The organism is Chryseobacterium taiwanense, assembly GCF_000813825.1.
In the GTDB taxonomy this organism is placed as follows: Bacteria; Bacteroidota; Bacteroidia; order Flavobacteriales; family Weeksellaceae; genus Chryseobacterium; species Chryseobacterium taiwanense.
In genome coordinates, this window is sequence record NZ_JWTA01000001.1 from 155,604 (window position 1) to 170,667 (window position 15,064).

Annotated in this window: 9 protein-coding genes and 1 riboswitch; of the genes, 8 read left to right on the forward strand and 1 reads right to left on the reverse strand. The window is 35.4% G+C overall.

Features of this window, described 5'->3' with window-relative positions; all coding sequences use genetic code 11:
* The first annotated feature begins 3 nt into the window (after positions 1 to 3).
* The 6 genes from RM51_RS00670 (at position 4) to pckA (ending at position 9,113) form a co-directional block, all read left to right on the forward strand.
* The gene (locus tag RM51_RS00670; protein ID WP_039363898.1) at positions 4 to 1,941 is read left to right on the forward strand and encodes a putative porin; all 1,938 of its coding nucleotides are present in this window, start codon (positions 4 to 6) and stop codon (positions 1,939 to 1,941) included.
* A gap of 14 nt (positions 1,942 to 1,955) precedes the next feature.
* On the forward strand, positions 1,956 to 3,542 hold the full coding sequence (bshC, locus tag RM51_RS00675; protein WP_039364551.1) for a bacillithiol biosynthesis cysteine-adding enzyme BshC: 1,587 nt from the start codon (positions 1,956 to 1,958) through the stop codon (positions 3,540 to 3,542).
* 37 nt (positions 3,543 to 3,579) lie between these two features.
* Positions 3,580 to 5,505, forward strand: a complete 1,926-nt coding sequence (locus tag RM51_RS00680; protein ID WP_052248342.1) for a LysM peptidoglycan-binding domain-containing protein — start codon at positions 3,580 to 3,582, stop codon at positions 5,503 to 5,505.
* A gap of 66 nt (positions 5,506 to 5,571) precedes the next feature.
* Positions 5,572 to 6,447: an ACP S-malonyltransferase gene (fabD, locus tag RM51_RS00685; RefSeq protein WP_039363904.1), complete on the forward strand. Its 876-nt coding sequence runs from the start codon at positions 5,572 to 5,574 to the stop codon at positions 6,445 to 6,447.
* A 13-nt stretch (positions 6,448 to 6,460) separates the two neighbouring features.
* Positions 6,461 to 7,363 (forward strand): GYDIA family GHMP kinase, encoded by a 903-nt coding sequence (locus RM51_RS00690; RefSeq protein WP_039363907.1) that lies wholly within the window; start codon positions 6,461 to 6,463, stop codon positions 7,361 to 7,363.
* A 130-nt stretch (positions 7,364 to 7,493) separates the two neighbouring features.
* Positions 7,494 to 9,113, forward strand: a complete 1,620-nt coding sequence (pckA, locus tag RM51_RS00695) for a phosphoenolpyruvate carboxykinase (ATP) (protein WP_039363910.1) — start codon at positions 7,494 to 7,496, stop codon at positions 9,111 to 9,113.
* Between the two features lie 253 nt (positions 9,114 to 9,366).
* Here pckA and RM51_RS00700 read toward each other — a convergent pair whose 3' ends face one another.
* Positions 9,367 to 9,774 carry a type II 3-dehydroquinate dehydratase gene (locus tag RM51_RS00700; protein ID WP_039363915.1) on the reverse strand — a complete coding sequence of 136 codons (408 nt, stop codon included), beginning with the start codon at positions 9,772 to 9,774 and terminating at the stop codon, positions 9,367 to 9,369.
* Positions 9,775 to 10,104: 330 nt separating this feature from the next.
* Positions 10,105 to 10,203: riboswitch (SAM riboswitch) on the forward strand.
* Between the two features lie 83 nt (positions 10,204 to 10,286).
* Here RM51_RS00700 and RM51_RS00705 point away from each other — a divergent pair.
* Together RM51_RS00705 and RM51_RS00710 are read left to right on the forward strand one after the other, a co-directional pair.
* Positions 10,287 to 13,196, forward strand: coding sequence for a SusC/RagA family TonB-linked outer membrane protein (locus RM51_RS00705; RefSeq protein ID WP_039363918.1), 2,910 nt, complete (start codon positions 10,287 to 10,289; stop codon positions 13,194 to 13,196).
* Positions 13,197 to 13,213: 17 nt separating this feature from the next.
* A complete protein-coding gene (locus RM51_RS00710) occupies positions 13,214 to 14,707 on the forward strand; it encodes a RagB/SusD family nutrient uptake outer membrane protein (RefSeq protein ID WP_039364552.1) in 1,494 nt (497 codons plus the stop codon).
* The last annotated feature ends 357 nt before the right edge of the window (positions 14,708 to 15,064 follow it).

Sequence of the window (15,064 nt, forward strand, 5' to 3'; positions counted from 1 at the left end):
TAAATGAAATACATATTTCTTATCATACTCTTTTTGGGTTTTACAGCCCAAGCTCAAATAGTTAATCCTAAAGATAAAAACTTGGCTCCACAAAAAGAAGGAGACTCTGTGATTGTCGATTCAGGGAAAAAAGACTCTTTAAAAATATTTAAGCCTACTATAAACGATTATCTATATCAAAAACAATATGGAGAAAAGAAGGTTTTTGATACCGTATTGACGTTTGATAAAACAAATGTTTTTTCACAATATAATAACAGAGATAATTTTGGAAAAGCTCAGCTTGCGAATATTGGTTCAGGCTTTAATCCTTTGTCTTATGAAGTGAATGCAGAACAAAATCTCGCCCTACTTCCTACAAACAAATCGTACGGAATTTTAGGAGTTGATGACATTCATTATTATGATGTAAAAACACCTACTGCAACGTTTGTTTATCATAATGCAATGAAAAATGGGGCAGCTCTGAAATCCACCTATACTCAAAATATAGGGAAGAGATTTAATTTTGCATTAGAATATATGGGACTTCGTTCTCAGGGTCTTTATAGAAATACATTAGCCGCGAACAATAATACCTTGTTTTCAGGGCGCTATGTTTCTAAAAAAGGAAACTATGAATTGTTTGCCCATTACTTGCATCAGAATGTAAATAATCAGGAAAATGGAGGGATTGCTATTGACAGTGTCTTTCAAAATGGAGATAGCAACTCGAGCAATAGACAGAACATTCAGGTTAATCTGGCAACTTCAAGTTCTCAATTTTCCTATAGAAGATATTATTTGACTCATCAGTTAACGCCTTTCAATTCAGAAAAATTTCCGTTTAAAATAAGACATACCCTTTCCCATGAAGGAAATAAATATTATTACGGACAAACAAGTTTAGAATCTTATTGGTATAGTCTTCCTGCGGAAATTGTGGATGGAGCATTGTATGTTTCAAAAAAATATTCGGATAACTTTAGCAATACATTTAGTTTGGTTTTCGATAATGAAAAATTCAAGCTTGATGCGGGAGTTCGATATCAGATGTTAAAGTTCGGAGCTTCTGAAGTTTCACTGACGGATTTGGTAATTCCTAATGAACTGAAAGAAAACAGGATTGGAGCAGTGGGAAATATGCAGGTCAAATTATTAGATAAAATTCAATTGAATTCGTTCCTTGAGTTTTCTAACGGAAGCCAGTTCGGAACCTATCTTAAAACAACGAATAATTTAAAATTTGAACCGATAAAAGATTACTTTGTCAATGCAAAAGTAAATTTCCAAAGTGTTTATCCCTCTTTCAATTATTTGATGAATACTTCTGTGTATAAAAAGTTTAATTATTATCTTCAGGATGCAAAGAACCAAACGGTAACAGAGATTGGAGGTAATATCAATTTGAAGTGGTTCAAAACAGAATTGTTCGTTAATTATTTTAGAATCGATAATTACACTTATTTTGATAGTAGTGCAATGCCTAAACAAAGCGATAGCTCACTGAATATTTCCCAAATCGGGGGAGATGCTACTTTTAGCTACGGTAAATTTCATTTGAATACAAGAGTACAGATTCAAAATGCATTGACTAATAAAGATCTTTTGCCAATGCCAAGCTTTATTGGAAGAGCTAACTTTTTTTATCAGGCAAAAGCATTTAAAGATGCTGCAGAAGTTCAAATAGGAATTAAAGCGTATTACTTCTCAAAATTCGCATCAAGAGAATATTTCCCAATACTTAACGAATATATTTTACCTTCTTCCAATTCATTTTCAATTGGGGGACAACCTATGATTGATGCATATTTTAATATGAAGGTTAAAAAAATGTTCTTTTTCATAGAAGGGCAACAAGTTGGGACTCTTCTTTCACATAACAAAGCATACGCTTTTCCACATTATCCAACCTATGATTTTAGGTTAAATATTGGGATCGTATGGTATATGTTCAACTAAAATGTACACAAAAGTTGAAAACTATTAATAAAATATCATTTCACGATATTCAGAGTATTCCTCAATTAATAAAAGATTTTTTAAATCAACAGATTGAGGGATTTGAAGAAAATATATTTTCTATAGATAATTTTAAAAATCAGATTCATGTAAAGCAAAATGCTTTTTCTTCGGAACAGCGTACGGTTTTACATAATGCTCTTGAAAAGCAACTTTCAGAGGTTACACTTTCTTCAAAGCAGAAAGAAAACTTAGAGAGCTTAAAATTACCGAATACATTTACGATTACTACCGGTCATCAGCTGAATCTTTTTTCAGGACCGGCTTTCTTTGTTTATAAAATTTTACAGACGGTAAAAACTTGTACCTATTTAAAAGAAAACTTTCCGGATTTTAATTTTGTTCCAGTGTATTGGATGGCCTCAGAAGATCACGATTTTGCGGAGATCAACCATTTTAAAACAGAAGGGAATTACTATGAAATGAATGAGAAATCGGGTGGAGCTGTAGGAAGAATACCTATTCATGATACCCATCTCATTTCAGAATTTGAAAAAGAATTTAAAGATTCTATTTTCGGAACAGAGCTTATCTTAATGTTAAAAGAGTCTTATAAGACGGGAAACACATTGACGGATGCCATCAGAATTTTGGTCAACAGACTGTTCTCTGAATTCGGATTATTAATTTTAGATGGAGATTCTAAAGAACTTAAAAATCAGATTAAAGGAATTTTCAGAGATGAATTACTTAGTTTTAGTTTAAATAAAAATTCCAAAGATAAAGTTGACTTCCTTACCGAGAAATACGGAAAAGTTCAGGTAAATCCTCGTGAGATTAATTTGTTCTATCTTTCAGAAACAAGAGACAGAATTGATTTTGATGGGAAAAACTATTTCATTGTAGACAAAAATATTTCATTCACAGAAGATGAAATCTTAAATGAGCTGGAAAATACTCCTGAAAAATTCAGTCCGAATGCTTTGATGCGTCCGGTGTATCAGGAATGTGTATTGCCCAATCTGGCTTATATCGGAGGAAATGCGGAAATCATGTATTGGCTCGAACTGAAAGATTATTTCAAAAAAATAAATATTCCTTTCCCTGTTTTGATACCGAGAAATTCTATGTTATTTCTAAAAGAAAAGACATTAGGGAAAATTCAGAAATTAAACCTTAAAATAGAAGATTTTTTCGAAAATTTCACTACAATTATCAATCGTAAAATAGTTGAAGATAATAGCATCTTAAAACTTTTAGACGAAAAAGAAAATCTGTTGATCAATAATTTTTCTGAATTGAAAGTTATTGCAGAAACGACAGAAAAATCTTTTGGGAATATGGTAAAAGCGGAAGAGGTAAGACAGCTGAAATCATTTAACAGAATGAAAAAACGTCTTCTTCATGCAGAGAAAATAAAACAAAGCGAATTGCTGGAAAGACTGGAAAATCTATTTCTGGATGTACATCCTTCCAAAAACTGGCAGGAAAGAGTCTACAACTTTAGCGTATTTTTTGCGGACTTTGGGTATTCGTGGCTTGAAACTTGTTTAGAAGAAATGGTGGTTCAGGAATCCAAATTGATTATTGTTGCCATTTAATTTTAAAGAAGTATTTTTGTAAATATAACGATCTATTATGATAAAGAGGTTTTTTATTTTATCCAGTATATGTATGGTTTTGGGAGCATCTGCTCAGAAATCGCACACCGTTGTAAAAGGTGATACTCCTTACAATATTGCTAAAAGATACGGATTAACTGTTGATGAATTACTTAAACTGAACCCTAAATTTAAAGAAGGGAAATTGGCTATTGGTGATGTTTTAACGGTGAAAACCGGAGCAACTTCAGCTACTAAAACAACCATCGCTGAAAAACCAAAAACAAATACTGCGACTCAATACGGGAAAATTGTTTTGCAGCCTAAGCAGACGATCTACGGAATTACGAAACAATATCATATTTCCGAAGCAGATCTTAGAAAATATAATCCCGAGCTTGAGTCTCACATGAAAATAGGAGACGAGATCACTTTGCCGTTGGAAAATATCAAAAAATATGGAGGAAGTGATCAACATATTGTTGTAACTCCAACGACAGTAACCTCTAAACCTGTTGAAAAGCCTATTGATACCAATACCGTTGCAGACGGAGAATATGTGATACAGGCAAAAGACAATTATTACAGAGTTTCAAAACAATTCAATATTACCCAAAAAGAATTATTTGCTTTAAATCCGGGGTTAGAAGAAAGAGGATTGAAACCGGGAGAGAAAATTATCGTTAAAAAATCAAATACAGATATAATTTCTGAACCAGTAAGCTCAAAAGAGAAAATGGATTCAGGAAATACAACCGTTACAACTTCAGAAGCGGTTGCGGGAGATGACTTTGTTACGTATACCGTTCAGCAGGGAGATACTGTCTTTTCTATTGTAAACAAATTCGGAATCTCTATTGATGAATTAATCGCTTTGAATCCTGATTTATCACATGGTTTAAAAACCGGAATGGTTTTAAAAATAAAAAAACTGGATCCTGCTTATATAAAGAAAAACGGAGACGCACTAAGTGTTGTGTTGATGCTTCCTTTCGGATACAGTACTAACGAAACTCAGTACAGATCAATGGCAATGGATTTTCTTACAGGAGCAAAACTAGCGATTGAAAGAAATGCGAGAAGCGGTCAGAAGCTGGAAATTAAAATCGTGGACTCTGGTAATGAAGGAACCTTTAAAAATTCTTTAACACAGATCAATCCGGATAATACAGATTTAATTATTGGTCCGTTCTTCAAGTCAAATGTTATCGATGTTTTAGACTTTACAAAAAATCAAAAAATTCCGATTGTTGCTCCTTTTGCAAACTCCCCGGAATTATACAACTACAGCAATCTGATCATTGTAGAAACAAACGATCAGACCTATGCTGATAAAATAGTAGATGAAGTAAGAGGTTCTTATTCTGATCAAAAAATTTATATCGTTGCAGACAGTAAAAAAACGAATGCAAACTATATTAAGAACGGTTTAGAAAAAGCGCTTAAAAAACCTAATGTAGTGATCGTGAATTCTGCTTCTGAAATTCAGTTGGATCAGAATATGATGACGGGGCAATCTGCTCCAGTGATTGCTATTTTGGCAAACGACAGTAATGATGTGGGAGAAGTGTTTGCTAATAAAGTAATTGCTCTTTCCAAAGACGTACAAGGGATGAAAGCATTCAGTATGTATTACGTTCCTGTTTTTGAGAAAAAAATAGATGAACTTAGTCAGGCAAACTTAGTCTATCTTATGGATAGAAAGATCAATGCAGAAGGTGGTTTTGAAAAAGAAATTTTAGCAGCGTACAAAAGCAAATATTGTAAAACTCCTCCTAAATATGCAATCATCGGGTTCGATGTAGTGAATGATATGTTGACGAGAGAAAATAGAAAAGGGGAGATTTTCAAGCAAATGAACAAAGTACAGACTCAGTTGGCAACCAAATTTGAGTTTGTAAAGTCAAAAGCAAATGGCGCTTACGTAAATACTGGTTACAGAGTAATTAGGTTGGTTCCTTAAATGATTTAATTCACTTAAAGGTATTCTTAATTATACTTATATTTGCAAAATATTTTAAATCAATACATGAAAGCACTTGTATTTCCTGGGCAGGGTTCTCAGTTCGTAGGAATGGGAAAAGAATTGTATGATTCTCGAAAAGACATTAAGGACTTGATGGAATCTGCCAATGAAATTTTAGGGTTCGACATCCTTTCTATTATGTTTAATGGAACAGATGAAGATCTTAAAAAAACTGAGGTTACTCAACCTTCAATTTTTATACATTCAGTAGCTGCGCTTAAAGCAGTAAACGGTCTTGGAGCTGAAATGGTTGCAGGGCATTCTTTAGGAGAATTTTCAGCATTAGTTGCCAACGGAGTTTTATCTTTTGATGACGGTCTGAAATTGGTTTCTGAAAGAGCAAAAGCAATGCAGGCAGCTTGTGATGCAAATCCAAGTTCTATGGCGGCGATTTTAGGATTGGAAGATGCTAAAGTTGAAGAGATCTGCGCACAAATTAGCGGAATCGTGGTTCCTGCAAATTACAACTGTCCCGGACAATTGGTGATTTCTGGTGAAACAGTTGCTGTTGAAGAAGCTTGCGTAAAATTAAAAGAAGCAGGAGCAAAAAGAGCATTGTTGTTACCTGTAAACGGAGCATTCCATTCTCCATTGATGCAACCTGCACAAGAAAGATTGGCGGCTGCAATTGAGCAGACAAAATTCAGAAATGCAACCATTCCTGTGTATCAGAACATCACAACTACGGCTGTTACAAATCCTGAAGAAATCAAGCAAAACTTAATTGCACAATTGACAGGTCCTGTAAAATGGACACAGTCAGTTCAAAATATGATTAAAGATGGAGCAACTAACTTTATTGAAGTTGGTCCTGGAAAAACGTTACAAGGATTGATCAAGAAAATTGATGGTTCTGTAGACGTGGCTTCTGCAATCTAATTAAATAAAAATCATGGGCGAGATATTTTCACCGGGAAAGCTAATGCTTACTTCAGAATATTTCGCAATGGATGGAGCTCTTGTCTTAGCGGTACCTACCAAGCTGGGACAAGAGTTTTCTTTTGTAGAAAAAGGTGATGAGAAATCCCTGATTTTCTGGGAAGCCTATCATCAAAACAAACTATGGTTGAAAGCTGTCATCGATTACCAAAACTGGCAGATCTTGGAAACCAATATTCCTACAAGTGCTGAATTTATTTTAAAAACATTAAAAAACGTTCAGGCACTTTCTACTATTAAATTCAAAAATAACTTTACCTATCATTTAAAGACCAACCTTCAGTTTCCTGCAGACTATGGTTTGGGTAGTAGCTCTACTTTAATGACTAATCTTGCGGAATGGTCACAGATTGATCCTTTCTATTTAAATAAGATAAGCTTGGGAGGCAGCGGTTATGATATTGCGGTGGCAAAAGAGAAATCTGCTGTCCTTTTTCAGAGTGTTCCTGAGATTAAATATGAAAAGGTGAATTTCGATCCATCTTTTAAAAATGAGCTCATTTTTATTCATTTAAATCAGAAGCAGGATAGCCGTGAAGGAATCAATCTTTATAAGTCAAAAATAAAGTCCCAAAAATTGGTTGACGAATTTTCGAATCTTACAAGAAATATTTTAGTATGTAATGAATTGGAAAATTTTTCTCAACTAATGTTGATTCATGAGCAAAGAATTTCTAATTTTCTTGAAATTCCGACAGTTAAAGAGAGGTTGTTCGCTGATTGTCCGATATTTATAAAAAGTTTGGGCGCTTGGGGTGGAGATTTTGTAATGAGCTCAAAATTTGAGGGCTTTAAGGACTATTTTTGGGGAAAAGGTTTTCACACAATTTTTGAGTATTCCGATTTAATCGATTGATAAACAGTTTTTTATAAACTTGTTTTTTTATTTGCCATTCTGACTTATATCATTATATTTAGACCACTTTTAACAATTAATTAATATTAATTTTGTTAAACAAAAAAAGAAATAGAAAAATATAAGTAAAATGAAAAACGCTAAAATCATCCAAGATTTAGAAAAATTAGGGATTAAAGGAGACTATGAAGTAATATATAATCCTTCGTATGAAGAATTATATCAAGCTGAAGTTTCTCCTGATAATCAAGGGTTTGAAAAAGCAGAGCTTACGGAATCTGGTGCGGTATCGGTAAAAACAGGAATTTTCACAGGTCGTTCACCTAAAGATAGATATATAGTTCAGGATGATGTTACAAGAGAAACAATTTTCTGGGATGGTAAAGTAAACTTGCCAACTACGCCGGAAATTTTTACCTCTTGTAAAGATTTAGTGCTGAACCAACTTTCTGGTGCGAAAAAGATCTATGTAGTAGATGCTTTCTGTGGAACAAATACAGATACTAGACTAAAAGTAAGGTTCATCGTTGAAGTAGCGTGGCAGGCACATTTCGTTACTAATATGTTTATCCGTCCTTCTCACTATGAGTTGGAAAACTTCGGAGAACCAGATTTCACTGTAATCAATGGTTCTAAAACAACAAACCCGAACTGGGAAGCTCAAGGATTAAATTCTGAAAACTTCGTAATGTTCAACCTTACTGAAAAACTTCAGATCATTGGAGGAACTTGGTACGGTGGAGAAATGAAGAAAGGAATGTTCGCGATGATGAACTACTATCTTCCATTAAAAGGAATGGCTTCTATGCACTGTTCTGCAAACGTAGGAGAAGAAGGAGATGTTGCTCTTTTCTTCGGACTTTCAGGAACAGGAAAAACGACATTATCTGCAGACCCGAAAAGATATTTGATCGGTGACGATGAGCATGGTTGGGATAACAATGGAGTATTCAATTATGAAGGAGGTTGCTATGCAAAAGTAATCGACCTTTCTGCTGAAAAAGAACCGGATATTTTCGCTGCGATCAAAAGAGATGCATTATTAGAAAACGTTGTAGTAAATGATGGCATTGCTGATTACACAGACGGATCTATCACTGAGAATACAAGAGTTTCTTATCCGATTTATCATATCAATAAAATTGTTTTGCCTTCAAAAGCAGGACACGCTAAGAAGATTGTTTACCTTTCTGCAGACGCGTTCGGAGTATTGCCTCCGGTTTCAGTGTTGAATGAAGATCAGGCACAATACCACTTCCTTTGCGGATATACATCAAAATTAGCAGGAACAGAAAGAGGAATTACTGAACCGGAACCATCTTTCTCTCCGGCATTTGGTGAAGCATTCTTAACATTGCACCCAACAATGTATTCAAAAACATTGATCGGAAAAATGAAAGAGCATGGTGCAAAAGCTTACTTGGTAAACACAGGTTGGAACGGTACAGGAAAAAGAATTTCTCTGAAAGATACAAGAGCGATTATTGATGCAATTATCGATGGTTCTATCGAAAATGCACCTAAAACAATGGTGCCTATCATGAATCTTGAAATTCCTACAGCATTACCAAACGTATCTGAAGGTATCCTTGATCCTAGAGATACTTATAACGATGCCTCAGAATGGGAAGAAAAAGCAAAAGACTTAGCTGCAAGATATATCAAAAACTTTGAACAGTATTGTGATACTGAAGAAGGTAAAAAACTGATTCCTTCAGGACCTCAGTTGCAAGAGCAAACAACAAACTAAAAATAAAATCCTCATCATTTGATGAGGATTTTTTATTTTATACTCCCGCAGATTTCACAGATTTTCGCAGATGATTGCGCATAATCTTTTAATTTTAAAATAAACATGCATAGAGATCTGTGAAATCCGTGGGGATTATTTCAAACTCAAAATAGCATATATAAACTTCCATTTTCTACTCCCTTCTTCAAATTAAAAATATAATTATTTTCAAACATCTGCGTGATCTGTGAGATCAGCGAGAGAACATTACTTATTTCAAGCTCAAAACAGCCAGCCTGTAACCATCCATTCCAAACCCAGACAAAACTGCATCGGTATTCGTTGCAGTCACGGATTTCTGACGAAACTCTTCTCTTTTATAAATATTGCTAATGTGAACTTCCACTTTCTGTTTTTGGATGTTTTTTAAACAGTCAGCAATTGCATAAGAATAATGCGTAAAAGCTCCCGGATTGATCACCAATGCATCAAAATCATCTACTTGAAGTCTGTTGATGATTTCTCCTTCAATATTCGATTGGTAATAAGATATTTCATGAGAAGGAAATTCGGATTTCAAATTTTCCAAATAATCCTCCATTGAAGTTGTTCCGTAAATTTCCGGTTCTCTTGTTCCTAATAAGTTGAGATTAGGTCCATTGACAATTAAAACTTTCATTCTATAAAATTAAAAAGTTTTTTGAATTAATCGTACGTCAGTTCGAGTGTTTTTCGGAATTTAATGAAGAAAAATGTATCGAGAACTGTCTTAAAACTCAAAAATCGACTCAAAATAACGATAGAAATCTTGTTTCCAATCCAAATTAAAACTGAATTTTATTCATTACATTATTTTCAATGATATTTATCATATTTAAAAATTTAACATTTTTTATAACTCTCTATTTTTGTAGGTTTTAAAATAAAATTAAGTTAATTTTTATAAAATTTATATTTAAAATTTTAAAGTCTACTTGTTTTGTAGACTTTTTGTTTTTAGATTTGCAACGGCTTATAAAGAAAGATGGAGGGAACTGACCCTGTGAAATCTTAACAACCTGCATCGTGTAAGGTGTTACATTCAGCCTTGAAAAAGGAAAGATGAGCAAAGTGTTAATCATGATTATTGATGCTATTTGCTGTCTTTTTTATAAAAGGCTAATATTTAATAAATAGCAAATAAAGTTAATTATGATTAATAAAAATTTAATGATTTCTAAAGTTTGGATTCCGCCAGTCGCTGCATTCTTTCTGGGAGTGGTCAATGTGAATGGTCAGGAAGTAAAAAAAGATACACTTCATGAAAAAGAAATAGATGAAGTGGTTGTCGTAGCTTACGGAAAAGCTAAGAAAACCAGTTATACAGGTTCCGTAGCTACTATTTCAAGCGAAAAAATTAATAACAGACCTGTTACCAATATAACAAAAGCCTTGGAAGGACAGGTTCCGGGACTTCAGGCGGTAAGTTCTTCGGGACAGCCGGGTTCTACAGCTTCAATCAGAATCCGTGGAATTGGTTCTATTAGTGCATCGAGTAATCCATTATTTGTGGTAGATGGAATTCCTTTTGATGGGAACATCAACTCGATCAGTCCGAATGATATCGAATCCATCAGTGTACTGAAAGACGCTACGGCAAGTTCATTGTATGGTTCCAGAGGAGCAAACGGTGTGATTATCGTGACTACAAAATCCGGAAAAAGAGGCGAAGCAAGAGTAAACTTTAATATAAGCCAGGGTTTCTCAAGCAGAGCAGTGAAGGATTACGAGCAGGTAACGACCGATCAATACTTTCAATTGTATTGGGAAGCCTTGAGAAACGGATATACATCAAGTCAGGTTTCTTCACAACAGGCTGCACAGATGGCAACTGATAATTTGGTAAACGCTTTGGGAATCAATCCTTATGGGACAAGTTATGTGAAACCTGTAGGAACAGACGGGAAACTTTTGCCGGGAGCAACTGCCTTATGGAATGATAACTGGAAAGATATTTTGCAGAGAACTGCTTCCAGAAATCAGGTAGATCTGGATTTCAGCGGAGGAAATGAAAAAAGCAATTATTTTTTCTCTTTGGGATATTTGGATGATAAGGGAATCGCGATTGAATCTGGGTTTAAGAAATACAGCACAAGATTAAAGATCAATTCCGAAGTCAAAAAATGGCTGAATGTAGGAGCAAATTTAGCCTACACAAACAGTCTTCAGGAAGCTCCGCCTTCATCAGATTCTAGAACGGATAATGTGATCAATGCGGCGAGAATCATTCCGTCTTTCTATCCTTACTATGAAAGAAATGCAGATGGTAGCTACAAACTGGATGGAAGCGGAAATTATATTTATGATTTCGGAAAATACAGACCGACAAGTGCTTTGCAGAATGAAAATGCGGCCGCAACCTTGCCTTTGGATAAAAACGAAAACAGAGAAGACAACTTCTCAGGAAAAGGATTTGCAGAATTTACGTTCTTACCGGAATTGAAATTCAGATCGAGCTTTTCAGTTGATCTGGTGAATTATAATGGTCATTATTATACCAACCCATTGTTGGGAGAAGGTGCGGAAATTGGCGGTTCGGTGACGAAAACAAATTCGAGAACGCTGTCTTATACGACAAGTAATATTTTGACGTACGATAAAAAATTCGGACAGCATCACATCAATATTTTGGGTGGGCAGGAATTTTATCATTACGAATACCAGACGATTTCGGGAAGCAGAAGCCAGTTCTCATTGCCGTATTATTATGAGCCGGATGCAGCAGCGTTGTTAGGAAGCTTCACCGGAAATAGTGATACGTTAGGATTGCTAAGTTTCTTAGGAAAGGCAGAATATGACTATAAAAACAGATACTTTGTTTCAGGATCGGTGAGATCAGATGGCTCATCAAGATTCTCTCCCGAAAACAGATGGGGAACGTTCTGGTCTGTCGGAGGTTCTTGGAAAGCATCAAACGAAGACTTTATTAAAAACTTAAATGTCTTCAATCAACTAACCCTTCGTGCAAGTTACGGAGGTCAGGGAAATGATAAACTAAGTACGTATTATGCTTACCAAAGTTTGTATACTTTTTACAATAACTTAGGAGAAGGAGGAACGGTTGCGAGTAAGTTACCAACTCCGGATCTGAAATGGGAAACCAATCTCAATTTAAACGCAGGTGTTGAATTCGCGATTTTAAATAATAGAATTAAAGGGAACGTAGAATATTTCCAGCGAAAAAGTAAAGACCTTTTATTCGGAATGCCTTTGGCGCCGTCATTAGGATTTAGCGAATATCAGGCGAATATTGGAGAGCTTAAAAATACTGGTTTCGAGTTTTCATTATTCACTACGCCTATCAAAACAAAAGATTTTGAATGGAATGTGGATGTGAACTTAAGTACGCTGAAAAATGAGATCACCAAACTTCCAAAAGGTTCCATTGTAAGCGGAACCAAACTCTTGCAGGTAGGAGGTTCTGTCTATGATTTCTATATTCCGGAATGGGTAGGAGTAGATCCGAACAACGGAAATCCGCTTTGGAAAACCATCACCACAGATGCAAGCGGCAATACCGTAGAAGGAACCACTTCAGAATATGCAAAAGCAACGAAAACATTACAGGGCTCATCACTTCCGAAAGTAATGGGAGGGATTACGACAAGTTTAGCATACAAAAACTTTGATTTCTCCACCTTAGTATCATTTGCGATCGGAGGAAAAATTTTAGATACTGATTATACCATGATGATGCATAACGGAAGTTCGGCGGGGAGAGCATGGAGCTCAGAAATGCTGAACAGATGGACGCCTGAAAATCCTTATACGGACGTTCCGAAATTAAGTACAACAACCAATAACTGGACTTCGACGTCATCAAGATTTTTATACTCAGGAACGTATGCGAGAGTAAAAAATGTGAGTTTAGGATATACTCTTCCATCAGATTATTTTGAAAGAATCGGATTGAAGAAATTCAGAGTATATGTTCAGGCAGAAAACCTTCTGACATTCTACAAACACAAAGGAATGGATCCTGAACAGACATTGGATGGAACAACCTATTACAGATATCCTGCGATGAGAACGATTACTTTCGGGGTACAGGCAACTCTTTAACATTTAAAATGAAAACAATGAAAAAATTAAAATATATATCTTTTGCAGTAATCACAGCGTTGTCTTTAATTAGTTGTGAAAGTGATTTGGAGACAGCTCCAACCAATCAGGCGAGTGAAGAAGAGGTTTTCAAAACGGCAGAAAGCGCAGAAACGGTTATCAACGGAACTTGGGCAAAATTTAATAACGACGGAACTACGTACGCAAATATCGGGTATTCAACAGTGTTGAGAACAAGCGATGCGATGGGAAGTGATGTGGCGGTTTTAACCAATAAATACGGTTTTCCCGGAGCTTACGCCTTCACGGATCTGGTAAATAATACAGGAAGTAGACCTCTTTATATCTGGAATTCTTTGTATTCTGTAATCAATAATATGAATAATGTTATTGCAAGAATTGATGCAGCAGAAGGAAGTCAGGAAAAGAAAGACCAGGTGAAAGGTCAGGCAAAAGCGTTGAGGGCTTTTTGTTATTTAAATCTCGCGAGTTTTTATCAGTTCAGTTATTTAAAAGATAAAACAGCGTTAACCGCACCGATTTATACAGAACCAACAACGACAAGTTCTGTAGGGAAGAAAAAAGCCAGTCTCGAAGAAATTTATACTTTAATTAAAAGTGATCTTACAGACGCGGACAATTTACTTCAAAACTATTCAAGAAATAACAAAGATAAAATTGATAGATCTGTTGTAAATGGATTGTTGGCAAGAGTTTACCTAAATACAGGCGACTGGACAAAAGCAGCAGCTTCTGCAAAAATTGCAAGAAATGGTTATGCTTTAATGACAACCGAAAAATATAAAGACGGTTTCAATGACATCAGTAATGGAGAATGGATTTGGGGACACGGACAAACGCAGGAACAGTCGGGTGAAAGCTATGCTTTTCACTTTTTAGATGTGTCGTCTTCAGGAAGCTATTACTACAGCTTTATGGCTGATCCTTACTTTAAAGATTTGTTTGATACCAATGATATTCGTTATTCTCTCTTTTCATGGGATGGGAATCCTGGAAGAGAAGGGCTTTTACGATATGCTAAATTTAAATTTAAAGCTAATCTGATTGCTGATATCGTTTTCATGAGAGCTGCTGAAATGTATTTAATTGAAGCTGAAGCCGAAGCCAGAAACGGTAATGTAACAAATGCCGTAACCGTTTTAAATCAATTGAAATCAGCAAGAAATGCCAATCAGTATTCAGGCTCTTTAGCACAAAATGATGTCATTAAGGAAGTCTTAATTGAAAGAAGAAAAGAATTGTTCGGCGAAGGATTCTCTTTATCAGATATTATCAGAACGCAGGGCACAGTCGTGAGAAAACCGTTTACCAATTCAAGCGGACAGGCGATTCAGGTGCAGATTACCACTCCCGATGGAGTGGTGAAAACAGTGAACGGGAGAGGACATACCATTTTTGCATTCCCAGATCAGTCGGCGTTCGTAGCCAACAGCAGATATTACTTATTCTCAATTCCGCAAAAAGAAATAGAGAATAATCCCAACTTATAGTTTAGTTTTTAAATTTCTCGAAAGAGGAGAAGCCATTGCTTTTGCGATGGCTTTTTTATTTTACCTATTTTGTATTGAAAATAAAACTCTGCGTTAATAAAGAGCGGAGATTTCAAAAAATACCTGATTTTTGGCGTTCCAAACCCCATCCGATAGGTTCCTGACGTATCTTTTGACGTTCCAAGCCCCTTTTATGAGGTTGTTGACCCCAAAAATGACGTTGGGTAACGCCAATTTTGCCGTCCCGAACGTATAATTTGGCGTTCCGAACCTCAAAAATGGGGTTGTACAACGCCAATAAAGGCGTCTGAAACCCCAAAATTGGGGTAAAGGACGTCATTCAAGATCAGTAGTTGA

What these genes read in the sequence shown, in the direction of transcription:
- RM51_RS00680 (WP_052248342.1), top strand. Translation starts at nt 3,580, where the DNA reads ATGATAAAGAGGTTTTTTATTTTATCCAGTATATGTATGGTTTTGGGA.
- RM51_RS00670 (WP_039363898.1), top strand. Translation starts at nt 4, where the DNA reads ATGAAATACATATTTCTTATCATACTCTTTTTGGGTTTTACAGCCCAA.
- RM51_RS00710 (WP_039364552.1), top strand. Translation starts at nt 13,214, where the DNA reads ATGAAAAAATTAAAATATATATCTTTTGCAGTAATCACAGCGTTGTCT.
- RM51_RS00700 (WP_039363915.1), bottom strand. Translation starts at nt 9,774, where the DNA reads ATGAAAGTTTTAATTGTCAATGGACCTAATCTCAACTTATTAGGAACA.
- pckA (WP_039363910.1), top strand. Translation starts at nt 7,494, where the DNA reads ATGAAAAACGCTAAAATCATCCAAGATTTAGAAAAATTAGGGATTAAA.
- fabD (WP_039363904.1), top strand. Translation starts at nt 5,572, where the DNA reads ATGAAAGCACTTGTATTTCCTGGGCAGGGTTCTCAGTTCGTAGGAATG.
- RM51_RS00705 (WP_039363918.1), top strand. Translation starts at nt 10,287, where the DNA reads ATGATTAATAAAAATTTAATGATTTCTAAAGTTTGGATTCCGCCAGTC.
- RM51_RS00690 (WP_039363907.1), top strand. Translation starts at nt 6,461, where the DNA reads ATGGGCGAGATATTTTCACCGGGAAAGCTAATGCTTACTTCAGAATAT.